The organism is Methylophilus sp. DMC16 (genome assembly GCF_056314045.1).
The window spans coordinates 676,420-701,566 of sequence record NZ_JBQUZC010000002.1 but is presented as its reverse complement, the minus strand read 5'-3'; the positions used below and the strand labels follow the sequence as shown (position 1 = coordinate 701,566).

Sequence of the window (25,147 nt, the reverse complement as noted above, 5' to 3'; positions counted from 1 at the left end):
CTTGCTATCTCCGATAGACTTTGAAAAGCAGTTCAATCAATCGGCTGAGCAGTGTCTACAAAGTTAGTGGCGATTCATAATGACCCAACTGAAGAGCTTGAAAGATATATTCCAGCTATTCTTGAAGGGTTGTATAAATCTCCTTTTAAAGCATACGCAGAAAATTTAGTTAGCAAGTGGGCTAGTGAGTCTGTCTATCTAGAATCTATTACCTACTTTTATTCTAGTATCAATAATCGAAATATTGCCGAGCTTGAGGAATTGCTAACAAAGTCAATAAACTCGGATTCACAATTATCCGTCGCTAATATAATCAACAACTGCATTTCGGCAGCTGAAGAAGAGTTTGAAGCAGGATTGATCTCCATTTTCACAAGAGCAATTCAATATTTCACATTTAATGAAAATGCTAGTTGGATCATCGGGTCATGGTACAAAATTGCTAAAAGTTACTTATTCACACAACTAGACCAGAAAGAGGTTGACGAGGTATTAAACAATCTAGTGTTTGTAAATCATATCAATACTGATGTTGAGTGGGTTTTACAGACTATTTCAAACAGATTTCCAATGAAGATCTTGCAGTATTGCAAAAGTAGAATAGATTATCAGTTAAGGCTTCCTGATAACCCACGTAGCTTTATTGATCGATATGAAGCTATACCTTTTGAGTTCCACACTTTGCATGAAAGTTTGAGAGGATTTGCCAGCGAAATAATTGAAAATATTAAAACATGGAAACCACATGAGGCAGTAAATCTGCCATACGAAGATTGGTACAGCGAACGAATACGTAATCTAATTAAAAATATTTTCCCAAATTTCGAGGGCCTGGAAATTCCATTAAAAAGATTAATTAGGTCCAAGGATAACAATCAAATTGATCTGGTTATTTCAATCATTAAAAGCTATACCGGACAGCAGTTTTTATTTAAGACAGTTTCAGAGTTGCTTAAGGTAATAAGTATTGATGACACAGATCGTCTGAGAGCTATCGAATTTGCTTTGCATAACAGGGGTGTAATGTCCGGTTATTACGGTGGCTCAGAAGCATTGAAGTTAAAAAAACAATATGCACAGCCTTTGCTTCGGAGCAGAAACGAAAGGGTGAAAGCGTTTGCTAAACAATACATCGCAAAACTTAATCGACAAATTGCAGCAGAGCGTCATAGTGAAGAACAACGTTACGAAATGCACAGGAGAGGATAGAGGTAATTGGTGACTATGCTTCTCCAAGTGAGCTATCTATAAAAAATAGTATGCCCCACTGAAGATCATGTAAACAAAAAAATGGAGCCAAATAAATTGGCTCCAAATAGTTATTTACATAATAGCTTTTAGTCGACTCTAAAACGGAATATCGTCATCAAAATCGTCAAAATTGCCAGCTGGTTTGCTAGCAGGCTGGAAGGCATTGCGGTTTGCGCCGCCAGCGGCGTTACCGCTGCCCATAGCAGGTTGCTGCTGGCGTGGTGGGGCCTGGTTGTAGTCGTCCATACCGCCGCCTTGATCCATCTCACCACCGTCATAAGAGGCGCTGCCACCTTCACGCCCAGTGCCTAGCATTTGCATCTGGTCGGCGACGATTTCGGTGCTGTAGCGGGTGACGCCATCTTTTTCCCATTTACGGGTTTGCAGACGGCCTTCAATATATACCGGACGGCCTTTTTTCAGGTACTCGCCGGCGATTTCGGCCAAACGGCGGTACATGACGATGTTGTGCCATTCGGTTTTTTCCTGGCGTACGCCGGATTTGTCTTTCCAGTTTTCGGTGGTGGCAATACTGAAGTTAGCCACTGCCTCACCGTTTGGCATGTAGCGCACTTCAGGATCGCGCCCGAGATTGCCCATCAAAATCACTTTATTGACTGATGCCATGGTGTTACGACTCCCCTATTCGATTCATGATTGCTTGCGACAATGCCGCTTGAAATGCTTTGCTGCGCTGATTTTCCAACTTTACCATGAGCATGGTTTCTGAGGGAATGGCGACGACTTCATAGACGCCTTCCATCGCGCGGATATCTTGCACCAGTTTGGCGGCCTGGGCGTCATTATACCCTGCTTGCAAATGGAACATTTTGGTTTTGACGCTGGGCGGTGCCTGCATGCCGAGCGCGAGGCCAAACCAGATCAGCATGAGCACAGCGCAGAAGACAAACACCGTGCTGCTGCCATAGGTGTGCGAGAGCCAGCCACCGAGGGCGGCGCCTAAAAACATGCCAAAAGACTGTGCGGTGTTGTGCACGCCCATGGCGGTACCTTTGGCGGCGACCGGTGCCATTTTTGAGATGAGTGACGGTAGCGAGGCCTCAAGGATATTAAACGCCACAAAATAGGAGAACAGGGTGGCGACAATGCCCCACAGGCTGTTGAGGCTGAACATGAAGGCGATTTGCGTGAACAGCATGAGGCCGACAGCGCTGATAAACACCGGTTTAAGCTTGGCTTTTTTCTCGGCATAAATGATGGCGGGCACCATTAAGATGAATGAAATCAGCAGCACTGGTAAATAAATTTTCCAGTGGGTATTTTCGTTCATGCCGGTGCTGTGCTTGATGGCAAACGGCACCACCATGAACATGGCCATTTGCGCCCCATGTAAGCAAAACGTGCCAAAGTTCAAGCGCAGCAGTTGCTTATCGCGTAATACCTCGCCGATTTTGGCGGGCACCGCTTGGGCGTCGGAGTGAAAGTGCGCATGCAAGGGCTCTGGCACGGCAAACTTGACCACGCCGATGGCGAGAATGGCCAGCACGGCGGTGAGCCAGAAAATGCCTGGCACGCCTATCCATTGGTTGAGGATGGGGCCCGCAACCAGTGACACGGCAAAGGTCACGCCTATGGTTGCGCCTATCATGGCCATGGCTTGGGTACGGTGCTCTTCGCGGGTGGAATCGGCCACCAGCGCAGTCACCACGGCAGAAATGGCACCCGCACCCTGAATCGCCCGCCCGACAATGACCATGTAAATATCTTGCGCCATTGCGGCGCAGACACTGCCCAGCGCAAACATGATCAAGCCCAGATAAATCAGTTTTTTACGGCCGAAACGGTCAGACGCCATGCCAAACGGCAACTGGAAAATGACTTGCATGAAGCCATAGGCGCCCAGGGCGAGACCAATCAGGGTATGGTTATTGCCGCCGCGCAGGGTTTCGGCATAAATGGCAAAAATAGGCAGAATTAAAAACATGCCCAACATACGTAGCCCGTAGATGGAGGCCAATGCCGCAGTGGCACGGGTTTCCAGTTGGGTCATTTTTTCGGAGAACTGCATGAATGCTTTAAGAAAACTTGGCTTAATTTCAAATAATTGCGTATATTATCAGGTTGGCTGTCTGTTCGTGAAAGTATCATGGAATTTATCAAAATTCGCGGGGCGCGCACCCATAACCTCAAGAACATCAATCTGGATATTCCGCGCAACCAACTGGTTGTGGTCACCGGCCTGTCAGGCTCAGGAAAGTCTTCGCTTGCTTTTGATACCTTGTATGCAGAAGGACAGCGCCGCTACGTCGAAAGTTTATCTGCCTATGCCCGCCAGTTTTTGGCGCGCATGGACAAACCGGATGTGGACCTGATTGAAGGCTTGTCACCGGCCATCTCCATCGAGCAAAAATCGACCTCACACAACCCGCGTTCCACGGTCGGCACTGTCACTGAAATCCACGACTATCTGCGTTTGCTGTATGCACGTGCCGGGGACCCGGAATGCCCAGAGCATGGCATCAAGCTTGAGGCACAAACCGTGAGCCAGATGGTGGACAGTGTGCTCAAGTTGCCGGAAGACACCAAGCTGATGATTTTGGCGCCGGTCGTCTCTAACCGTAAAGGCGAGCAGCTGGATCTGTTTGATACGCTCAAGGCCCAAGGTTTTGTGCGCTTGCGCATTGATGGCAAGATCTACGAAATGGATAGCCTGCCGCAGTTGGCAAAAACTACCAAGCACAGCGTGGACGTGGTCGTCGACCGCCTTAAAGTGCGCGAAGACATGAAGCAACGGATTGCTGAATCCTTTGAAACCGCACTGCGGCTAGCAGATGGCAAAGCGGTCGCGCTGGAGATGGATAGCGAAAAAGAACACCTGTTCTCTGCCAAATTCTCCTGCCCGGTGTGTGACTACTCACTGGCCGAACTCGAGCCGCGTTTATTCAGCTTTAACAACCCGATGGGCGCTTGCCCAAAATGCGATGGCCTGGGTCAGGTCACGTTTTTTGATCCCAAGCGCGTGGTGGCTTTCCCACATTTATCGCTGGCCAGTGGCGCGATCAAAGGCTGGGACAAGCGCAACCAGTTTTACTTTCAGATGCTGGCCAGCCTGAGCCAGCATTATGACTTTGACCTGGAAGCGCCGTTTGAGACGCTGCCTGAAGAAACCCAGCAAATTCTGCTGTATGGTTCTGGCCGCGAGCAAATCGCCTTTAAATACCTCAATGAGCGAGGCACCTTCTTTAGCAAGTCGCATACCTTTGAGGGCATTATCAATAACCTGCAACGCCGTTATCGCGAGAGTGACTCGACTGCGGTGCGCGATGAGCTGGCAAAATATATCAATGCGACTGCCTGCCCAGATTGTGGCGGCACGCGTTTGCGCAAAGAGGCACGCCACGTCAAGGTTGGCGACAGAAATATTCACCAGATCTGCGAAGTGCCGCTCAAACAGGCGCTCAATTTCTTTGAAACACTGCAACTGAGCGGGCAAAAGCTGGCGATTGCCGACAAGATCGTCAAGGAGATCGAAAGCCGCCTCAAGTTTTTAACCAATGTCGGTCTGGACTACTTGTCGCTGTCGCGCTCGGCAGAAACCCTGTCTGGCGGCGAAGCGCAGCGTATCCGCCTGGCCTCGCAAATCGGCAGCGGCCTGACTGGCGTCATGTATGTGCTGGATGAGCCTTCCATCGGCTTGCACCAGCGCGACAATGACCGCCTGCTGGAAACCCTCAAGCGCCTGCGCGACATTGGTAACAGCGTGATTGTGGTCGAACATGACCAGGATGCCATTCAGTTGGCAGATTTTATTGTCGACATTGGCCCGGGCGCGGGCGAGCATGGCGGCAATATTGTGTCGTTTGGCACCCCGGCCCAGATTGAAGCCGACCCCAACTCATTGACCGGACAATACATCAGCGGCAAAAAACAGATTACCTTCAAGCTGCCTCGCACGCAGCCAGACCCCAAGCGCATGATCAAACTCAATGGCGCCAGCGGGAACAACCTCAAAGACGTCAGTATTGAGATTCCGGTCGGCCTGCTGACTTGCGTCACGGGCGTTTCCGGCAGCGGCAAATCGACGCTGATCAACGACACGCTTTACCGCGTGGTCGCCGCGCACTTGTATGGCAGCAGCACCGAACCTGCAGCGCACCAGAGCATTGAAGGCCTGGAGTTTTTTGACAAGGTGGTCGATGTTGACCAAAGCCCGATTGGCCGCACACCGCGCTCCAACCCGGCGACGTATACCGGCTTGTTCACGCCGATTCGCGACCTGTTTGCCAGCGTGCCGGAAAGCCGCGCGCGCGGCTATGGGCCTGGCCGTTACTCATTTAACGTCAAGGGCGGCCGTTGCGAAGCCTGCCAGGGCGATGGCGTGATCCGCGTGGAAATGCACTTTTTGCCGGATGTGTATGTCCCTTGCGACGTCTGCAAAGGCCAGCGCTATAACCGCGAAACGCTGGAAATCCAGTTCAAGGGCAAAAACATCCACGAAGTACTGGCCATGACGGTGGAACAAGCGCACCAGTTCTTTAATGCACAGCCGGTGATTGAACGCAAACTGAAAACCTTGCTGGACGTGGGCCTGGGCTATATCACGCTGGGGCAATCGGCCACCACACTGTCTGGCGGTGAAGCACAACGGGTCAAACTGGCACTGGAACTCAGCAAACGCGATACCGGCCGCACGCTGTATATCCTCGATGAACCCACCACCGGTTTGCACTTTGCGGATATCCAGTTATTGCTGGACGTGATTCACCGTTTGCGTGACGCGGGCAATACCGTGGTCATCATCGAACATAATCTGGACGTGATCAAAACCGCCGACTGGCTGATCGACATGGGCCCCGAAGGCGGCGATGGCGGAGGCGTGGTAGTCGGTGTCGGTACGCCGGAAACGCTGGCAGAAAACAGCGCCAGCTACACGGGCCGCTACCTGATTCCGCTGTTAAAACAGCTCAAACCCTGATTTACCCCCCCTGCTTCTCTGGCCAGGCCTGCAAATGCACGCCTGGCTTTTTTCTGTCTGCCTGCGCCGTTGGGGTGGTATGCATCTTGCTATCTTAAAGACACATAACAGTAAAAAATTCTTTTTAATCCAGATAGATAGCTGAGGTTATCCAAAAAGTGCAGCCACTATCCGGATACTGCAGATCCTCAGGCCAGAGGGAAGAGAGAGGCGCACCATGACTGTGTTAGGCAGCACTATATTGGAGCAAACCAGACTGGAGAAATTCAACCGGGCTGATCACAGGGTATCGTCACTGATTGCCCAGCTCGAACAGAGCTTATTTAATGAAGACAATCAGCTGTTTTGCTCTTCTGACATGGATGAAGTGAAACAGGCGGTAGGCAATGTCTTCAAACCGCATCGACTGAAAATCCGCGACCACCGCGAGCATGGCATTGCCAGCATGCATCATGTGCGTCAGGGCGCCTTGTCGTTAAACCGCTTGCAGTACCAGCATGAAGTGGTGATAGACCCTGACCGCCTCAATGATTTTTTTCTGGTGCATATCCCGATGAATGGCAGTTCCACCATCCGTTGCGGCAATCACCGCTTTGTGTCTACCCCCGAGAATGCCTCGCTGGTGTCACCGACCTTGCCACTCGAAATTGAATGGGAAGCCGGCAGTGCAGACATCATTTTGCGCATTGAACGCGCCCGCCTGGACAAGCACTGTGCGCAGCATCTGGGTATGCCGCAGCTGGAAAAACCGCTGGAGTTTCATCCTGACTTGCAACTGCAAACGCCAGCCGGACAATATTTTTTAAAGCTGGTGAGCATGCTGGCCGACAACATGCAGAGCCCGTATCCGCAGTTAAATGAACCCATCGTATTTGAGCAGTTTGAATCCACCCTGTTTAATGCCCTGCTGTATGGCCAACCCCACAATCTGTGTATGAAAGCCCCGATTACCAATATTGCGCCGTTCTACATCAAGCGGGTAGAAGACTATATTCATGCCCATACTGCTGACAGCATGACCATAGAATCCCTGGCGGCGATTGCCGGGGTCAGCGCACGCACCTTGTTCGCGGGCTTTCAGCGTTATCGGGGGTTGAGCCCAATGGATTACCTGCGGCAAGTCCGGCTGGACCGCGTGCGCGAGATGCTGTTATCGGAAAAAACGGCACACCTGTCAGTGACTGAAATCGCCATGCAATGGGGCTTTAACCACATGGGCAGGTTTGCGATTGATTATAAAAAACGCTTTGGCGAATCGCCTTCTGCCAGCCGCCGGTTTGGGCCGGGGCATTGATGTTCAGTGAGCAGTAGCCATCATCAAACCTCATGGCTAGCGCTAAGTCTCACGATGGCTTAAGTCAGGTGATGGGCGCATCACAGCGCAATGTGCTGAAGCCTTGCGGATGGCACCGCGTATCGCGCTTTTTGCCAGCGTAATGGCTGGTTAATCAGCGCGACACACGTGGTTATGCGGCCTGTCGACGGTCGGCCTGCGAATAGAAAGCATCGGCAAAAAATGCCGTGGGCGCCAGGCCTTGTGCGACAAAGCGCTGGTTGGCAGTGGCCACCATGGCTGGCGAGCCGCAGGCATAGACCTCAAATGGCTGTAAGTCTGGCCAGTCTTGCAATACCGCATCCGTGACATAGCCTTGCCGCCCCTGCCAGGACGTCGCTGTGGCTGCCGATAATACCGGCACGTACTGAAACCAGGGATAGCGGGTGGCCAGATCCAGGCATTGGCTATGCTGGTACAAGTCCGGCAAGGTGCGGCCGCCCCAATACAAGGTGACGGGGACCTCGTTGCCTGCAGCAATCAGCGCCTCCAGCATGGCCTTCACCGGGGCAAAGCCGGTGCCGGTCGCGACCATGATTTTGGGCTTCTGGGTTGCCTGCAGCGTGAATTGTCCATGCGGACCATCAATCGACAGCGGCGTGCCCGGTGCGAGTTGATGAAACAGCTGATCGGTAAACAAGCCACCAGGCAGATGACGGATATGCAACTCCAGCGCATTGGCCGTGACTTGGGCCAAAGAATAACTGCGGCGCTGGTCGCCGAGCAGGATATCGATATATTGACCGGGCTGGTAAGCAAAACGGTGCGCAGCTGGCAGTTGCATGCGCACCAGTGCCACATCCGGCGCCACCTTGTCCAGGCTGGTCAACACCACCTCCACCGCCGTAGGTTTGGCGGTGGCAGGTGCAGCCTGCGCGTCTACCGCTACCTGCACGCGGCCGTCATGTATCCTGAGCGGGAAGCTACGCACGGCCTCGGTCACCGGCGCGCATTTGGCGGCCCCGGTACGGATATCAAACAAGCCCTGATGCAAGGGACACTCGACACAGCCATCTTCCACATAGCCTTCAGACAGCCGCGCCACTCCATGGGTACACAAATCATGCAAAGCGAATAACTGATCCTCAAGCCGGAAAATGGCCAGCTGCATGCCGCCGGCCTCAACCGCGACCGGCTCCTCCTCGCTAAAGTCCTCGACGGCGCCAATGTCTGTCCAGCGGTGTAAATGGACGGTACTCATATCGGCGTCGCCAGCAAGGTTTGTACACGTGAGGTGTCATACACCACCTGCCGCCGCTTGAAGCGCCAGCCCTGGTCGGTACGCACAATCTGGTCGATGTAGCGCCCCGTCTGGTAGACGTGGGATTCGCCATTTTGCAGCGTTTGCACCACCACATAGCTGGACTCTGCCTGCACCTCATCGGCACTGCTGGCCTGCAACACCAGGCCAGAGGTCATGTGGCGGTAAGTATGGCTCTCAAAAATATTGGCATGGCGCAAGGACGTGACGCGGTCTTCAAGCATATTGCGGTTATCAAAATAAATCATGCCGATGGGCAAACCCGCATCAAAATTTTCTTTGGGCACAATGCTATAGTGGCAGTCCTCGGTAAAAAACTGAGGCCAGCGCTCCAATTGATCGTTATCCAGCGCCGCAATATAGGCCTGCTGTAACTGTTGCACTTCAAACCAGGTTTGTAATTCTTGCATACTGTCCTCCTTAAAAACCCATGAGCTGCTGATAGCCGACCCAGAAGCGTCTGATCAGGCTTTCGGTGATCAGCGTGTCTTGCTGGTCTGGCTGGTCTTTGCTCATTTCAATCACCGAGCAGGCATCGCCATCACGCACGGTGCCACGTTGCACCAGCTCGGTCGCCTCGGTGTCTTCCATCGAGATATACCCTGCCGGGCCAACCAGATTGGCCTGTTTGAGCCGCATGGCGCGCAATTCCGGCGTGTCATCCACATAGCCAAAAAAGTGGAAAATCAGCTCGAAATTGTGGGGGCCTTTGGCCAGCAACTGCCGCGCCACCAGCGTATTGTGGATTTGCTGTACGACCAGTTGCGGAAAAATCGGCTGGATATGGTTGGTGGTCAGCTCTTCATACTCCTGTATCTGTCCGAGCAGGCTGTCATCCTTGAGCTGAAAGCCTTCATCAAACGAACGGATGGCCTGCGCTTTATACGTCTCGGCGGTTTGCACCTCGTTTTTGGTTGCGGTGATGATGCTATGCAAGCCATGGGTGGCATCCGGGATCGAACGCGCCTTCATGCCGACCCGGAAAATATTGAAGGTGGTATGAAACAGGTGCAGCAAACTGGCGTGATACGGATCTTTGACGTTTTCCAGATACAGTTTCCAGTTAGATTTGGAGTATTGGCGGGTGCAGCCCAGATACTCGATCGGCTTGTGGAAAATACGGTCTATCCACGGCCGCATTTCAGGACCGATATAGTCAGGCAAAGGCGCCACCGTGTCGCTAAAGGTGGCAAACACCAGGCCTTTATAGCTGTCTACCCGCAGCTGCTTGAGACCGTGCGCTTTCGGGTTAAAGTCTTTGGGCATGCCAGACATGCCTTTTTGCCCACGGCGGAATGGCACGCCTTGCAAATTGCCCTCACAGTCAAAACTCCACTGGTGATACACACAGGTATGCTCACTGGCATTGCCGCGCGCCTGACGGCAGACTTGTGCGCCGCGGTGCGCACAGCGGTTCACCCAGGCGGCCAGTCCGCCTTCTTTGGTGCGGGTCATCACCACCGGCGTATCCCCAACAAACGTGCTTTTAAAGTCGCCGGGGTTGGGGATTTCGGCTTCCAGCCCGAGAAAACTCCAGGTCGGCCCGCGAAAGATGCGTTCTTGCTCCAGCTCATACACTGCTTGCGAGCTGAACACGGCGTAGGGAATACGTGAACCGTCATCGGTGGGAAACTTGAGCAAAGGCTCACCAGACTGGGACTTGCCAGCATGGAACTGGACGGCTTGTGCTTGAATAGCGTTCATATTGACCTCGAATCCTTAAAAGTGATGCACAAAACGCAGGTTGTAACGTTCACCTTCGGTACGGTTTTTCACCGCCATTTCATCGTAGAAGTTAAACATCAGATGATCCTGCTTGGAAAAGCTGTACATGCCCCCCACGCCCAGTGCCAACACCTGCTCGCGACGCCCAGACACGTCATGACCGTTCATTTGGGTATCGGTGGTTTGCTTGAGGTAGTAACCGTTAACGCCCAAGCGCAGTTGCGGTGTAAAGGCATACTCCATGGCAAAGTTGGTATGAAACGCCTGCCCTGCACGCGTGCTGCTGGCGCCCAATGCCTGAAAGCCTCGGTTGGGATCATCATTTTTGCCGTTCCACAAATAGTGGGCACGCACAGAGGCGGTCCATTCTGGCGTGAAAAAATAAGTGCCTGACCAGTAAGGGTTGAACGACCAGGCATTGCTGCCCGGGTTGATTTCGCGGTTAGCACTGTATTCGCCCGTGGGCAAAATAAACTGTAATTCAACGCGCTGCATGAATTTGGGCCCTTTTTCGCCCATGACGATAGGCCACTGTAAGAAAGGGCCAACCAGTAAATCGCCTACGCCACTGTCACCCGCTTTGGGGAACGCATTGGAGGCGGCGCCATAACTGGTATGCGGACTGACCACGGGCACAATCACATCCATGCCCAGATTAGCCCCGGCGACTTCGATATCCGAGATATACAGTACTTGCGACAGACTGACGGTGACATCCACTTTGGGGTTAGGCAAACCTAGACTATTGCCCGCGTTATCCTTGAACTTGTCGGCATGGTATTGCTGCACGTATTGGCTGAAATACCAGCCATTGCCTGCGGGCGGGGCACCATCCAGAAAGCTGGTGAACCCAAGGTTGATTGGGGGCAAATCGTAGGCGTGGGCAAGCATGGGTAAGCTGGTGGTAGCAAGTGCCAGACCCAGTGCGCCAAGGGGTTTACTGCCAGAGGAGAAGAGGTTCATCGAGGGGTTCCTTTCAGAGTGAGATTCAATCGTTTAAAAAATCTGGGTATAACTATCAATCCGCCAGCTTGGGAATGGCGGGCTCTGCCTGCTCGGGGCCCATCGCGCTGTAGCCGCCATCGACGGCATACACGGCGCCCGTGACAAACGAAGCATGGTCAGAACATAAAAACAGCACCACATCGGCGACTTCCTGCGGGTCACCTACGCGTTTCAGGGCATGGAAAGGCGCTGCTACGGCATCGGTTTTGGCGCGGTTGCCGCCCGTCAGCTCGTCCATGACGCGTGACCAGATCCAGCCGGGGGCCACCGCATTGACCCGGATATGGTCACTGGCCAGATCAATCGCCATGCTGCGGGTCAGTTGTTCAGTTGCGGCCTTGCTGGCCGGATATAGCCACCGGCCGGTTTGCGCAGCGCTGGCTGAGATGCTGGAAAAATGCACGATGGCGCCACCGCCACGCTGACACATGGCCGCATGGCAAGCTTTGGCCAGCATGACACTGCTCACCAGGTTGACGTTGTAACTGAGCAACCAATCCTCGCGGCTGGCAGCAAAGCCGTTGTCCACATAGCTACAGGCCAGGTTGACCAGAAAATCTACACCGCCAAAGGTGTGTTGCGTGGTCGCCACCAGCTGTTGCAAGGCGGCATCATCGGTAATGTCTGTTTGTAAAAACAGAATGTCCGGGCTGATGCCAGCAGCCACCACCGCCCCACGTGCATCAATATCCACCGCCACCACTTTTGCGCCCGCGGCGTGGAAGGCTTCGACCACGGCCGCACCGATCAGCGTGGCGCTACCGGTGACGATGACGACTTTGTTTGCGATCCCTTTCATGGCACACCTCATGCATTGGTACTGAGTGCCCAGTTGGCCATCAGCGTGTTGGAAGGAAGGTTGGGGTCCAGCAGTTTGCGTGCTTGCTCGACCCCGCAGATGGCTGGAATCAGGGCGGGATCCAGCAGTCCCGCTTGCACCAGCACGCTGGCCTGATCCCAGTAAATATGTTCGTTAAACAGCTTGTCACCACGGAAAGTCACCACCACCAGCATGGGGATTTCAATCCGGCGCCCGGTCGGCGGTACATTCGGCAGCAACCAGTCAATCTCGCAGTCGTGCGTAAAACTGAGCACAAACTCATCCACCATGCGGTCTGCACCGACCACGCGTGAAATTGGCGTCATTTGCATGTCTGCCGGGTTATTGTGAATAAAGTGATGCTGATAAAAGCGACGCAGCATGATGTAGCCAACCCCGCCCGTCATGGTGGGCACATGATTCACATACGGCTGGGCGACCATGGTGGTCATGGTGGCATCGGCATCGCGGGTGGCAAATTCGAGCGCAAAGTGCTGATCTGCAATCGCACTCAGGTCATAATCCGGCCCCATGGCTTTACGCAAGGCGCCCAGGGTGCGGCTATATGCCATTTGTGCCGAGGGGGCGTGGTAATGCGCACCACCCAGGCGGGCAAACGCATGATCTACACCGGCATACACATAGGTCTTCGCCAGCGGCTGTGTGCTGGCTGCAGCCAGAATCTCGGCTTGGGCCGCAGGTGGGCAGAAGGCATCTTTCTCAGCAATATGCAGGGTTAACGGGCAACGTAGCGCAGCCATCTGTGGCAAGGCCTGCTCTATACCTACCCCGTAGTAACCCACCGCCACATCGGCATCGGTCTGACTGGCCGCCAGATAAGCCAGCTTGCCGCCCAGGCAATAGCCCAGCACACCCACCTTGCCACTGGCCCCTGCCATGCCACGCAAACAGCTGATGGCCAATTGGACATCCTGCATGCCGGTAGCTTCATCAAACCGCTGGTAATAGCCCAACGCGGCCGGCATATCCTCGGCTGCATCGGTCAGGGTAATACCAGGCTGCAGGCGCCAGTACAAATCTGGCACCAGCACCATATAACCCTCTTCGGCATACAGGTCGGCAATGGCCTGCATATTGGCATTCACGCCAAAAATTTCCTGGCACAACACCAGGCCCGGCCCGCTGCCGGTGGCTGGCAGGGCCAGATAGCCTTTAAAGGCCGGGAATTGCGCGCTGATTTCTATCATTTGTCCCATTTTTCGTCTCGCTTGCTCGGTTGAAGGGTGGGAAGGCAAGTGATCACCTTCGTTGTGGTTGCTACTTTCTCGCAGCGCAGACGGCGGGGCTATCCGCTCCGTGCAGCCACTATCCGCATTGCGCAGCCAAATGCAGTGCGCATGCAGGTTGTTGCCGAACGCGGATAGTGCAGGCAGTTTCTGGATAGTCGGCAAACTTTGCTCGCTCAATACTGCAGCCGACGATACAGGGATAGGCCCTGTATGATTTTTTTAAGCGCAAAGGAAACCGTATGAATATTGCGATTGTGGGTGCCGGGTTTGCCGGTTTGAGTACAGCAAAAGTGCTGACTGCATTTGGTCACCAGGTCACGGTGTTTGAGAAGGAGGCTGACGTCGGCGGGGTGTGGAGCGCCTCCAGACGCTACCCTAGCCTGACCACACAAAATGTGAAGTCCACCTATGCCTTTTCAGATTTCCCCTATCCCAAGCATTACCCTGAGTGGCCGAGTGGCGAGCAGGTGCAGCACTATCTGGATGCCTATACCAAGCAGTTCAATTTTGCACACCTGATCAGCTTGAATACCGAAGTGAAATTGGCTACACCGGTTGGTCAAGGCTGGCAACTCACCGTCAAGACCGAAGGCAAAGCAGAGGAAACGCGACATTTTGATTTTTTAATTGTCTGTAACGGAATTTTTTCGCAGCCCATGATCCCGGACTATCCGGGTGCAGCCGAATTTACCGCCGCAGGTGGCCGTATTTGCCACACCAGCGAGTTCAAGGAGCTTGCAGATGCCAAAGGCAAACATGTGCTGATTGTGGGCTACGGCAAATCTTCTACCGATGTGGCACAAGCGGTTTGCCAGCAAGCGGCGAGCACCACGGTGGTGGCCAGACATTTGATCTGGAAAGTGCCCAAACGACTCATGAATGTACTCAATTACAAATACCTGTTTTTGACGCGCATGGGCGAAGGCTTGTTTAAATATATCCGGCTTAAAGGTATAGAGCGCTTTTTGCACGGCATCGGCAAACCAATCCGTAACAGCATGTTGAATCAGGTGCAGTGGGTCATCAACCGCCAATGCCGCCTCGAAAAACTGGGCCTCAAGCCTGACCAGCCACTAGAATCGATTGCGCGCAGTACCGTCAGCCTGGTCACCGAAGGTTTCTTTGAAAGCGTGGAAGCGGGTCATATTGACGTTGCCAAACAAAACAGCATCACAGGCTTTAGCATTGAGCATGGCGTGCGTTATGCACATTTAACCGATGGCCGCCGTTTGCCAGCCGACATTGTGATTTGCGGGACAGGCTGGCATCAGCGTGTGCCTTTTTTGAACGATGACGTGATGAAACATGTGACCGATGCAGAAGGTAATTTTGTGCTGTACCGGTCGATGGCACCTGTTGGCATGCCAGGTCTGGCGTTTAATGGTTATAACTCTTCATTCTTTAGCCAACTCAATGCCGAAGTAGGCGCTTACTGGCTGGCCGACTGGATTGGTGGAAAGATGAAGTTGCCGACCGCAGAAGCACAACGCAGCACAATCAAGGAACGTCTGGCATGGATGGAAGCGCGTACAGAAGGCAAACACTCCAAAGGCACCAATATCATTCCGTTCTCACTGCATCATATTGACGAGCTGTTATCGGACATGCGCCTGCCGCTGGGCGTCGCGACCCGCTTCAAGCAGTGGTTTTTACCGATTGATCCAGCGGATTTTCAGTATTTGCACAAGGCCCTGCTGCAACGCCATCAGCCTCATGCTGCACAGAAGATGCCGGTACAGACCAAAACCGTTTGAAGGGCTTAGCCTCCGCCGCTCACAGGCGGAGGCCTTGAAAAGGAGTGTCTTATGATGACGTGTATTATGCTGGTGAACGCTGAGCGCCAACAAATGGCCACGGTGGCGGAAACCCTGGCATCATTAGCGCAAGTGACAGAAGTCTATTCAGTGAGTGGTCAATATGACCTGGTGGCCGTCATACAAGTCACCGGGCCCGAGGCGCTCTCTGCACTGGTGACCCATCAACTGGCTGCCATCAGCGGCATTGTGAGAACCGAAACCATGCTGTCACTGCGCACGTACCGAAAACAGGATCTGGACGCCATGTTTGATATCGGGTCCAGTTAATACCGGCCACCTACTGAAGTTTGGTGAGGCAAGCGTGGATGCGTTCAAAAAAATACGGCCAGTTACCTGGCCGTTACCTCACACCCTTGTAAAACATCTCGCTGTCAAAGGCTAAGGTCAACATGCAACCTGCCTGACGGTGCATCTGCATACACCGCCGATGGAAATGATGTATCAAATCCATTGATAGCAAACATTGTATGCAGGCGTGTTTCACGTTCATGCCTAAATCAGGCCCGTAAAATCAGGGTATTTTGACCAATCGCATGCGCGCCTGAATGGTAGCAGTGTGGCGATTTAAATAGCGGGTACTGCGGTGCAGATCATAAAAACGCGGGTTAGGAATCATGGCTGCCAAGCGCGCCGCTTGGGCGGGTGCCAGACTGGCGGCCGAAGCGTGAAAGTAATGCTTGGCCGCCGCTTGCGCCCCGAACACGCCCTCGCCCCACTCAATCACGTTCAGGTAGATTTCCAGAATCCTGCGCTTGGTCATGAGCTTTTCCAGCATAAAGGTAATCACCGCTTCTTGTGCTTTGCGCCAGGGCGTGCGATGCCCGGATAAAAACAAATTCTTGGCCAGTTGCTGGCTAATGGTGGAGCCGCCAGCGACGATTTTTCCCTTCTTGAGGTTTTTCTCAAAAGCGGTTTCGATCCCGACCCAGTCAAAGCCTTCATGGTCAACGAATTTGCTATCTTCCGCCGCAATCACTGCGCGTTTTAAATGGTTGCTGATCTTGGCGTAAGGCACCCACTGCTGCTGTATGGTGGCTTCGGGATGGCTTTCTTGCATCACTTCCAGCCGCGCCTGCATGAAGGCAGTGGCGTCCGGATTGTGATCTACCCACCACAAAATATGGGCGAGTATCCAGACCTGATACAACAGTACCCAGAGCAAAAACAGGACGAAAAACAGCTTGATGCTTTGTTTCATGACAGAAATGAAGATTAGCGGAATGTCTGAATCACTGGGGCCGTGTCAGGACGCAATCCATGCCAGATAAAAAACGCTTCTGCCGCCTGCTCGATGAGCATACCCAAGCCATCTGCCACCTGTGCGCCTGCGGTACGCGCCTGCTGCATAAACGGCGTCTCCCGGCCGTACATCATGTCGTAAGCCAGGGTATGCGTGCCAAAGACATGCGATGGAAGCTGTAACGGTGTCTCACACAATCCCGCAGAAGTGGCATTAATGACCACATCATAGGTCTCGGTGAGTGCTGCAAACGTGGTCACGGCCAGCAAGACGCCACATTGCCCCCCCGCGTCCGCAAACTTATCCAGCATGGCTTGCGCCTTGTCCTGTGTGCGGTTAGCAATGGTCAATTGCGCCGGGCCTTGTGCAATCAACGGCAGCATCACGCCTTGCGCAGCGCCGCCTGCGCCCAGCAACAAGATTTTTTTTGCGGCCAGGGCCGTCTGGTGATGTTTGAGAATGTCATTGACCAGCCCACAGCCATCGGTATTGTCGCCCTGAATTTGCGTTTGGCCAAAACTGAGGGTGTTCACTGCCCCAGCCGCCTGCGCGCGTTCAGATAAAGTCTGGCTTAAGTCATAGGCTTCAAATTTGAATGGTACCGTGACATTTGCACCCACATACCCTTGTTGCTGCAATTGGTGCACCGTGGACGCAAAGCCATCCAGAGGTGCCAACACCTTTTCGTAAACAATCGTCTTGCCAAATTGCAGCGCAAATGCCTGGTGAATCAACGGCGATTTGCTATGTGCTATCGGGTGGCCAATGACTGCGTATTTTTCAACCGACATAGCAAGATCACCTAGTTGGACCAGGGCAAGCCTGCATGTTTCCAGCCATTGATCAGGGTTCTTTGCTTGGCCTCATTCGCTTCGCCTTCAAAGCCTTCGAGCATATTGTAAGCGTTGGGATATCCGAGTTTTTGCGCCAGCAAGGCAGCATTATGGCTGCGGCCACCCGTGCGGCACATAAATACAACGGTGCGCGCAGGATCAACCAGCGCCTGTAGCTGATCGGCAAACTCAGGATTGGCAATCATGCCTGGATAAAACGCCCATTCCAGATGGGCCGCCATGGGCACGCGCCCAACCAACTCCAACTCGGCACGTGAGCGCACATCCACCAACACCGCATTTTGATCTTGGCTAATCAGCGCATACGCCTCCTGCGGCGTGACGGCTCCCGCGTAAGTCAAGCCATTTTCTTCTGCGCGCTGAGCGGCTTGTTGCAAGATTTTTTCAACACTCTCCAAATGACACCTTCACTCTTTCAATCACTTAGTTAAACCGCGAGTATACCTGTGAAAGCCATGCAAACACATTTAGCACCATTTTTGTGCTCAATTTGTTGCAGTGCACCTAATTAGTGCCCATTGATTTTGCTTTTTTATGTCAGATATCCCATATCCATGCAAAATGCCTGTTTTTGGGTGGCATGCTTCCTGCTACTATTACATCCTAAGATTCAATGGAATTCGTAAACCAAAAATTCCACATATCTATTTGTTTTGCTAGTTTGTGTTTTTATATTTGCTCACGTTCCGGGACATCCGCAACATGTCCCTTTTTTGCGTGCGCAAGTTGAATCATTTTAGATCTTGATCACTGAGGAGAATGTAATGTCCGTTGCAAACGTAATGAAACTGGTTGCGGAAAACGACATCAAATTTGTTGATTTCCGTTTTACCGACACCAGAGGTAAAGAGCAGCACGTGACCGTGCCAGTGTCTGCCTTCGACGAAGATAAATTTACCGAAGGTCACGCCTTTGATGGTTCTTCCATTGCTGGCTGGAAAGGCATTCAAGCCTCTGACATGCAATTGATGCCTGATGCAAGCACCGCATTCATCGATCCATTTTTTGACGAACCAACCTTGGTTCTGACCTGCGACGTAGTAGACCCTACTGATGGTAAAGGCTATGACCGTGACCCACGCTCCCTGGCAAAACGCGCTGAAGCTTACCTGAAATCCAGCGGCCTGGGCGACACTGCTTACTTTGGTCCAGAGCCAGAGTTCTTCATTTTTGACAGCGTACAATGGGATGCCACCATGGGTGGTAGCTTTGTGAAAATCAACTCAGAAGAGGCCGCTTGGTCCTCAGGTGAAAAATTCGAGGGTGGCAACACTGGTCACCGTCCAGGCGTTAAAGGCGGCTACTTCCCAGTGCCTCCTGTCGATTCATTGCACGACATCCGTTCTGCCATGGTCATGACCTTAGAAGAACTGGGCGTGCCTGTTGAAGTGCACCACCACGAAGTGGCAACAGCAGGTCAATGTGAAATCGGTACTAAGTTTGCGACCTTGGTACAACGTGCTGACTGGACGCAAATCCTGAAATACGTAGTGACTAACACAGCCCATGCTTACGGTAAAACAGCCACATTTATGCCAAAACCAATGTTTGGTGACAACGGCTCCGGTATGCACGTTCACCAATCCGTATGGAAAGATGGTAAAAACCTGTTTGCAGGTAACGGCTATGCAGGCCTGAGCGACTTCGCTCTGTACTACATCGGCGGCATCATCAAGCATGCGCGCGCACTGAATGCGATTACCAACCCAGGTACTAACTCCTACAAGCGCTTGGTACCGCATTACGAAGCACCAGTCAAACTGGCTTACTCCGCTAAAAACCGTTCTGCTGCGATTCGTATTCCGTTCGTGCATTCTGATAAAGCCCGTCGTGTTGAAGCGCGCTTCCCAGACCCGATTGCTAACCCATACTTGGCTTTCTCAGCCCTGTTGATGGCTGGTCTGGATGGCGTTCAGAACAAGATTCACCCAGGTGAACCAGCGACTAAAGACTTGTACCATCTGCCACCAGAAGAAGATGCATTGATCCCAACGGTATGTTCATCTTTGGAACAAGCATTGGAGTATCTGGATAAAGACCGCGAGTTCTTAACACGCGGCGGCGTTTTCTCAGACGACTGGATTGATGCATACATTGCATTGAAAATGGAAGAAGTCACTAAACTGCGCCAAACACCACACCCAGTGGAATTTGGTCTGTACTACTCTTGCTAATCACAAGAGCACGCACTAAAACAGGGCAGCCCAGGCTGCCCTGTTTTTTTATGTGCGCGCTGTTCCGTCAACGTTTTTAGGCGAGCAGACGTTGATACCCTCAACGATCTGCTCTAAACTATTGCCATGAAAAGACTTTTTTACATTTGCACCTTCGCGCTCATGTGCAACCCAAGCTGGGCAGATATTTACAAATATACCGACAGTAACGGCGTCACCACCTATACCAATATCAAACCCGAAGGCAAAAGCAAGGCAGAGCTCATTATTAGTGGGCCCAGAACCACAGAGCCTCCACCCCCTGCCAGGGAGAAAAAAGCCAATGTCAGAACACCCTCTCCGGCCGATTTTCCCAAAGTCGATAATCAGACACAAAATCAACGCGACCAAAAGCGGCGAGAGCTATTAATGAACGAGCTTTCTCAAGAAAAACAAGCACTTGAGAATGCTCGCCTGTTATATGAAGAAGCCCAGAACACGCCAGAAGTCTATAGAGGTGCCAATGGAAAAACGTTTAGGAATGTCGCCAAGTATGAAGAAAAACTGCGAGTGATTGAGGCCGAAATTCAGGCACATGAGCGCAATATCGAGCTGTTAAATAAAGAACTCAACCTTTAAATGCACCATTTTGGGGGCTTGCTCAATCATTTTTACGTTTCTTGTAAGAATTGGCTTGGGTTTTGCTTTAAAACAGGGCGTGATTCACTCTTTTTAACAAGCTCAGGACATGGTACAGAAATCTCCCAACGGCTTTAGTGGTTTAGAGCATATTGCCACGGCAGTCATTTTGCTTAATAACCAACTAGAAGTTACTTACGCAAACTCCAGCGCCGAGATTCTGTTTGCATTTAGTGCCAACCAGATTCAAGGGGCGCATATCCATGACGTGTTTGTGAATTGCGAAATTTTGCAAATGGCCGTGACTAACGCCATAGAAACACAGAGCCCATATCGTGAGCATGAGTTTGCACTGACCACCCAACGCGGCCATACAACGGCCGTGACCTGCACAGCCACCCCTATTTCAGCCGCGTTCAATCAAACGCCGGAAGACATGCTGATTCTGGAGTTTGTGCAAATGGATCAGCAATTGCGTATTGCGCGTGAAGAGCGCATGCTGATACAGCAGCAAGCCAACTCTGAATTACTCAGGAATCTGGCGCATGAGATCCGCAACCCGCTAGGCGGCTTGCGTGGTGCGGCACAATTGCTTGAATTTGAGTTGCCGCAACCCAGCCTAAAAGAATATACCCAGGTGATTATCAAAGAGGCTGACAGACTACATAGCCTCATGGACAGACTGCTGGCACCACACCGCGTGCCAAAATATGAGCCCACCAACATTCATGAAGTGCTGGAGCGCGTACGCAGTCTGTTACTGGCAGAATCGCCTAACCATATCCGCGTGATCCGCGACTACGATACCAGCTTGCCGGAGCTCATTGGCGATCGCGAAAAACTGATCCAAGCCGTGCTCAATATTGCGCGTAATGCGGCACAAGCGATGCAGCAGCACCAGACCGAAGGTGCGAGCATTACTTTCCGCACGCGTGCTGAGCGCCAAATTACGCTAGCCAGAAAACGTTACCGTGTCGGGATTCATTTAGAGATTATTGATAACGGCCCAGGCATCCCTGCCGGCATCAAAGAACGCATTTTCTACCCGCTGGTATCCGGTCGCGAAGGCGGCACAGGCTTGGGCCTTGCGCTGGCGCAAACCTTTATCACCCAACACCATGGCATGATCGACTGTGATTCACAGCCGGGTAAAACCATATTCCATATATTGCTACCCATTGAAAGTACGCAATTAAAATCATCAGTACAATAATTCACGAGAAACAGCTATGAAGCCAATCTGGATCCTAGACGACGACAAATCCATCCGCTGGGTGTTTGAAAAAGCCCTGGCCCGCACGGACTTTGATTTCAAAACATTTTCATCCCCGGCAGAAGCCCTCAACGCTTTAAATCGTGAACAACCCCAAGTCATTGTCAGTGACATCCGCATGCCGAATGGCTCGGGCCTGGACTTTTTATCCGAGGTAAAGCAGCGCTTTCCCGAGATTCCCGTCATTATCATGACCGCCTACTCAGACCTCGAAAGCGCTGTCGCCGCCTTTCAGGGTGGCGCGTTTGAGTATCTGGCCAAACCGTTTGATGTAGACCAAGCCATCGAAATTATCAAACGTGCCGTTGAAGAAAGCATGCGTCAATCTGTCGAGGCCGTAGAAGACACCGGCCCCTCGCCAGAAATTATCGGCCAGGCACCCGCTATGCAAGAGGTTTTCCGTGCCATTGGCCGCCTCAGCCGCTCGCACTCAACCGTGCTCATTAACGGCGAATCCGGCAGTGGTAAAGAACTGGTCGCCAGTGCACTGCATAGACACAGCCCACGTGCTGACAAACCCTTTATCGCTATCAACACCGCAGCGATTCCCAAGGATTTATTAGAATCCGAATTGTTTGGTCATGAACGCGGCGCTTTTACTGGGGCCGCTGCAGCCAGACGTGGCCGCTTTGAACAGGCAGATAACGGCACTTTGTTTCTAGATGAAATTGGTGACATGCCTGCTGACTTGCAAACCAGATTGTTGCGCGTCTTGTCCGACGGCCAGTTTTATCGCGTGGGCGGACATCAACCAATCAAAGTCAATGTACGCGTGATTGCCGCCACTCACCAGGACCTCGAAGAGCGCGTCAAACAAGGTCTGTTCCGTGAAGACTTGTTTCACCGCCTGAACGTCATTCGTCTGCGCTTGCCGCCCTTGCGTGAGCGCAGGGAAGACATACCCTTGCTGACCAAACATTTTCTCGCCCACAGCGCACAGCAATTAGGGGTTGAACCTAAACAGTTATCACAAGCAGCCATTAAATATCTCATGTCAGTTAACTGGAGCGGTAACGTTCGCCAGCTTGAGAACGTCTGCCACTGGCTCACCGTCATGGCGCCAGGTCAAAACGTGGATGTTAATGACTTACCCCCAGAGCTTAAAGAAGATACTGGTAAACATAGTAGCGGAGGCTCCTGGCAAGAAGCGCTAGCCCAAGAAGTCACCGACGCGCTTAATCGCGGAGAAACCAATATCCTTGACGCCAAAACCAAAGAGTTTGAGCGTATCCTGATCACCCGTGCCCTCGCCCACACCGATGGCCGCCGGATTGAAGCTGCCAATCAGCTAGGGATGGGGCGCAATACGCTCACACGCAAAATTCAGGAGCTAGGCATTGATGATTAAAATTGCTAAATGTGCACTTGCTGACTACGCCAAAGTGGGAATGAGCTGTGTCTTTGCGCATCAATACTACTAACAAAAAAGACTTGCGCCAGCCGTGAGTCTTTTAGTGTCTTCCCAAAAAAGTTATTTGCGGCATGAAAATGTCTGCCTTCATAGAGTATCAAGGTGTTATAAACGTTATTGATTCTCACAATCTCATCAAACATACTGTGATAAGCGGTATCCATCTTTACAGTACCATCTGCAAAGCGCTTATCATTCACCTTAAGTGCTTTTTCGTATAAAGTCTGATCAAAGCTTTTATTGGGCCTAAATAAAGAAGTCCCGGAATCCAAAGGCGCATCAGGACTTAAATATAACACCGCTGCAAAAACAGCATTCCCGTCCGTGTGAATTACACCACGCCCATATTCTTCGCTGACACTCTGGAAGTTGGTCGAAATGGCCCAACGCATATGCTCATATTCAGAGTTATGGAATAAGGAGATAATCTTAGTGCTAACCTTCTCAAATAAAGGCTTATTGATCACAGATAAGTCTTTGGTTCTTGCGCCAGGAAATACATATGGCACATCCTTTAACTGATGTCGAAATTGATATTTCTGATTAAGTGCAAAAGTGCGCACTGCATCCGGATCTTCGTAGAAATTTTCAACGATTGTTACAGGGTACAAATTCATAATTCACCAACAAGTCTAATCAGCAAAGTTTATAGATAAAAAAACGGCAACCGAAGTTGCCGTTTTTTCTGACTCTAATTTAAGCAGTTAAACTGCAATTAAATTAGAAGAACAGGATAGCACCCAAAGAAACGGTTTTTGCTTTCAAGTCAGTGTCAGCCGCTGTGCGGTTGTTAACTTCATCTTTAGCTTGAGAGTACTCTGCTACCAAGTTCAGGTGTTTTGTCAATGGGTGGTAAGCACCAACTACCCACATATTAGCTTTGATGTCGCTGAATGAATCAACACCGTTGCCATCCAATGTGGACTCACCGTAAGAGGCAGCCAATTTAGTACCTACACCTGGAATAGTGTAAGAACCTTGAACATACCACTGATCGGAATCACGACGTTTACCGTTACGATCGAAACCGTTCAAGAATTGAACTGTCTGACCGATACCTTTACCTTGACCGTAGTAACCAACTAAGCCGAAATCAGCAATTTTCAGGCTTGTACCCAAGTCCCATGCGTAAGCGCGCTCGTTACCAAAGTTTTGTGCAGCAACAGCTGGAACAGCAGTAACAACACCGTTAACGTTAGATACAGTTGCAGCAACTGCAGCAGTGCCTAAGCCGTCAACTTTTTGGCTGATTGCAGAAACCCAAACTTTACCAGCTACGTCACCTGTCCACTCGTAAGAAGCTTTACCTTCGTACGCAGTTTGTGAACCAGCACGGTCAGTTGAACCAACGCTGTTGGTACCTGTACCTGCCAAAGCATTCCAGCCTTGTGTCAAACCTGCAGTAAATTGGAAACCGTTCCAGTTTGGTGATGTGTAAGCAACTTGTGCTTTCCAGTCAGCATACATGTAACCACGACCAATACGACCCAAAGTAGTTGTATTGCCAGCCAAAGAACCAGCAGCAGAGCCAACGCCCAGCAGTGTTTGGTCATTCAAGATAGCGTCTGAAGCGTAGATGCCCAGATCTTTACCCAGCTTGATAGAACCCCATGAAGCATCACCGAATGTCAAGAATGCTTGACGGTTTTCTTGTTGGGAAGATTGTTTACCAGCAGCTGTTGTAGAAGCACCTGGGTTAATGCTGATTGTGAAACCAACATCCAGATCGTTCTGACGTGTTTTACCAGAAACGCTCAGATAGTTTGGCAGCAAACCTGTAGTAATGTTTGCTACGCTATCGCCATTCTGATATTCACCAGCAGCAGAATCATCACCGCTGAAGCTAGTGTGTGTGTAGTAAGCGTTAACAACGCCACCGATGTCCAGAGTCCAGTCACCAGCTGGGATAGTGATGCCAGCTTGTGCGCCAGTAGCGGCAGCGAACAGAGCTGCTGCAACTGCAACGTTCAATTTTGTATTCATACGAATCTCCAAAAATGTTGTTTTCACAACTTGTGTAAGGATATTGCTTTCCAGTAAAGAGCCATTGAATGCTCTTTCTAATAACTCCTGCGGAATCACTTAAAGCATTTCCTGCAAGGTCAGAGCAATTTTTGCAAAAGCGGCCTAGGTGGCGCAAGTGAATACGTCAAATTGCTTAGTCCTAGTTAACGTTGTT

The 25,147-nt window shown here is 51.6% G+C and carries 22 protein-coding genes; 9 read left to right on the top strand and 13 right to left on the bottom strand.

Going from position 1 to position 25,147, the window contains the following annotated elements; all coding sequences use genetic code 11:
* The first annotated feature begins 66 nt into the window (after positions 1 to 66).
* Positions 67 to 1,209: a hypothetical protein gene (locus tag ACT53D_RS11455; protein WP_476156272.1), complete on the top strand. Its 1,143-nt coding sequence runs from the start codon at positions 67 to 69 to the stop codon at positions 1,207 to 1,209.
* Between the two features lie 138 nt (positions 1,210 to 1,347).
* Here the strand turns inward: ACT53D_RS11455 and ssb are convergent, their stop codons facing one another.
* Both ssb and ACT53D_RS11445 read right to left on the bottom strand, forming a co-directional pair.
* Entirely contained in the window at positions 1,348 to 1,878 is a 531-nt protein-coding gene (ssb, locus tag ACT53D_RS11450; protein WP_275357292.1) for a single-stranded DNA-binding protein, read from the bottom strand.
* Positions 1,879 to 1,882: 4 nt separating this feature from the next.
* Positions 1,883 to 3,280, bottom strand: a complete 1,398-nt coding sequence (locus tag ACT53D_RS11445) for an MFS transporter (protein ID WP_476156270.1) — start codon at positions 3,278 to 3,280, stop codon at positions 1,883 to 1,885.
* Positions 3,281 to 3,358: 78 nt separating this feature from the next.
* Between ACT53D_RS11445 and uvrA the strand changes: the two genes are divergently transcribed.
* Both uvrA and ACT53D_RS11435 read left to right on the top strand, forming a co-directional pair.
* Positions 3,359 to 6,187, top strand: coding sequence for an excinuclease ABC subunit UvrA (uvrA, locus tag ACT53D_RS11440; protein ID WP_338656062.1), 2,829 nt, complete (start codon positions 3,359 to 3,361; stop codon positions 6,185 to 6,187).
* Between the two features lie 217 nt (positions 6,188 to 6,404).
* Positions 6,405 to 7,481, top strand: a complete 1,077-nt coding sequence (locus ACT53D_RS11435) for an AraC family transcriptional regulator (protein WP_338656061.1) — start codon at positions 6,405 to 6,407, stop codon at positions 7,479 to 7,481.
* 172 nt (positions 7,482 to 7,653) lie between these two features.
* Here the strand turns inward: ACT53D_RS11435 and andAb are convergent, their stop codons facing one another.
* From andAb to ACT53D_RS11405, 6 genes are read right to left on the bottom strand one after another with little or no spacing between them, the layout of a single operon-like run.
* On the bottom strand, positions 7,654 to 8,721 hold the full coding sequence (andAb, locus tag ACT53D_RS11430) for an anthranilate 1,2-dioxygenase ferredoxin subunit AndAb (RefSeq protein WP_338656059.1): 1,068 nt from the start codon (positions 8,719 to 8,721) through the stop codon (positions 7,654 to 7,656).
* Positions 8,718 to 9,191: an anthranilate 1,2-dioxygenase small subunit AndAd gene (gene andAd / locus ACT53D_RS11425; protein WP_194749565.1), complete on the bottom strand. Its 474-nt coding sequence runs from the start codon at positions 9,189 to 9,191 to the stop codon at positions 8,718 to 8,720. Before andAd ends, andAb begins: the two co-directional genes overlap by 4 nt.
* Positions 9,192 to 9,201: 10 nt before the next feature.
* Complete coding sequence (gene andAc, locus ACT53D_RS11420) at positions 9,202 to 10,485, bottom strand: anthranilate 1,2-dioxygenase large subunit AndAc (RefSeq protein ID WP_476156267.1); 1,284 nt, start codon at positions 10,483 to 10,485, stop codon at positions 9,202 to 9,204.
* A gap of 15 nt (positions 10,486 to 10,500) precedes the next feature.
* On the bottom strand, positions 10,501 to 11,469 hold the full coding sequence (locus ACT53D_RS11415) for a SphA family protein (protein ID WP_476156265.1): 969 nt from the start codon (positions 11,467 to 11,469) through the stop codon (positions 10,501 to 10,503).
* A gap of 55 nt (positions 11,470 to 11,524) precedes the next feature.
* Positions 11,525 to 12,310 (bottom strand): SDR family oxidoreductase, encoded by a 786-nt coding sequence (locus ACT53D_RS11410; protein WP_476156263.1) that lies wholly within the window; start codon positions 12,308 to 12,310, stop codon positions 11,525 to 11,527.
* 8 nt (positions 12,311 to 12,318) lie between these two features.
* Positions 12,319 to 13,758 carry a dienelactone hydrolase family protein gene (locus tag ACT53D_RS11405; RefSeq protein WP_476156261.1) on the bottom strand — a complete coding sequence of 480 codons (1,440 nt, stop codon included), beginning with the start codon at positions 13,756 to 13,758 and terminating at the stop codon, positions 12,319 to 12,321.
* A gap of 62 nt (positions 13,759 to 13,820) precedes the next feature.
* Here ACT53D_RS11405 and ACT53D_RS11400 point away from each other — a divergent pair, with 62 nt between their 5' ends.
* Entirely contained in the window at positions 13,821 to 15,335 is a 1,515-nt protein-coding gene (locus tag ACT53D_RS11400) for a flavin-containing monooxygenase (RefSeq protein ID WP_476156259.1), read from the top strand.
* Between the two features lie 51 nt (positions 15,336 to 15,386).
* Entirely contained in the window at positions 15,387 to 15,665 is a 279-nt protein-coding gene (locus ACT53D_RS11395; RefSeq protein ID WP_476144887.1) for an Lrp/AsnC family transcriptional regulator, read from the top strand.
* A 244-nt stretch (positions 15,666 to 15,909) separates the two neighbouring features.
* Here the strand turns inward: ACT53D_RS11395 and mtgA are convergent, their stop codons facing one another.
* The 3 genes from mtgA to ACT53D_RS11380 are packed head-to-tail and all read right to left on the bottom strand — an operon-like array spanning position 15,910 to position 17,890.
* The gene (gene mtgA, locus ACT53D_RS11390; protein WP_476156257.1) at positions 15,910 to 16,596 is read right to left on the bottom strand and encodes a monofunctional biosynthetic peptidoglycan transglycosylase; all 687 of its coding nucleotides are present in this window, start codon (positions 16,594 to 16,596) and stop codon (positions 15,910 to 15,912) included.
* 14 nt (positions 16,597 to 16,610) lie between these two features.
* Positions 16,611 to 17,429: a shikimate dehydrogenase gene (gene aroE, locus ACT53D_RS11385; protein ID WP_476156255.1), complete on the bottom strand. Its 819-nt coding sequence runs from the start codon at positions 17,427 to 17,429 to the stop codon at positions 16,611 to 16,613.
* Positions 17,430 to 17,440: 11 nt separating this feature from the next.
* On the bottom strand, positions 17,441 to 17,890 hold the full coding sequence (locus tag ACT53D_RS11380) for a rhodanese-like domain-containing protein (protein WP_476156253.1): 450 nt from the start codon (positions 17,888 to 17,890) through the stop codon (positions 17,441 to 17,443).
* A gap of 366 nt (positions 17,891 to 18,256) precedes the next feature.
* Here ACT53D_RS11380 and glnA point away from each other — a divergent pair, with 366 nt between their 5' ends.
* The 4 genes from glnA (at position 18,257) to ntrC (ending at position 22,905) form a co-directional block, all read left to right on the top strand.
* The gene (glnA, locus tag ACT53D_RS11375; RefSeq protein WP_194749573.1) at positions 18,257 to 19,666 is read left to right on the top strand and encodes a type I glutamate--ammonia ligase; all 1,410 of its coding nucleotides are present in this window, start codon (positions 18,257 to 18,259) and stop codon (positions 19,664 to 19,666) included.
* A 126-nt stretch (positions 19,667 to 19,792) separates the two neighbouring features.
* Positions 19,793 to 20,284, top strand: a complete 492-nt coding sequence (locus tag ACT53D_RS11370; protein WP_476156251.1) for a DUF4124 domain-containing protein — start codon at positions 19,793 to 19,795, stop codon at positions 20,282 to 20,284.
* Positions 20,285 to 20,393: 109 nt separating this feature from the next.
* The gene (glnL, locus tag ACT53D_RS11365) at positions 20,394 to 21,497 is read left to right on the top strand and encodes a nitrogen regulation protein NR(II) (RefSeq protein WP_194749575.1); all 1,104 of its coding nucleotides are present in this window, start codon (positions 20,394 to 20,396) and stop codon (positions 21,495 to 21,497) included.
* Between the two features lie 16 nt (positions 21,498 to 21,513).
* Positions 21,514 to 22,905: a nitrogen regulation protein NR(I) gene (gene ntrC / locus ACT53D_RS11360; RefSeq protein ID WP_194749576.1), complete on the top strand. Its 1,392-nt coding sequence runs from the start codon at positions 21,514 to 21,516 to the stop codon at positions 22,903 to 22,905.
* A gap of 5 nt (positions 22,906 to 22,910) precedes the next feature.
* Here the strand turns inward: ntrC and ACT53D_RS11355 are convergent, their stop codons facing one another.
* Positions 22,911 to 23,585 carry a DUF6445 family protein gene (locus ACT53D_RS11355; RefSeq protein WP_379073839.1) on the bottom strand — a complete coding sequence of 225 codons (675 nt, stop codon included), beginning with the start codon at positions 23,583 to 23,585 and terminating at the stop codon, positions 22,911 to 22,913.
* 103 nt (positions 23,586 to 23,688) lie between these two features.
* The gene (locus tag ACT53D_RS11350; RefSeq protein ID WP_194749618.1) at positions 23,689 to 24,951 is read right to left on the bottom strand and encodes a porin; all 1,263 of its coding nucleotides are present in this window, start codon (positions 24,949 to 24,951) and stop codon (positions 23,689 to 23,691) included.
* Between the last annotated feature and the right edge of the window lie 196 nt (positions 24,952 to 25,147).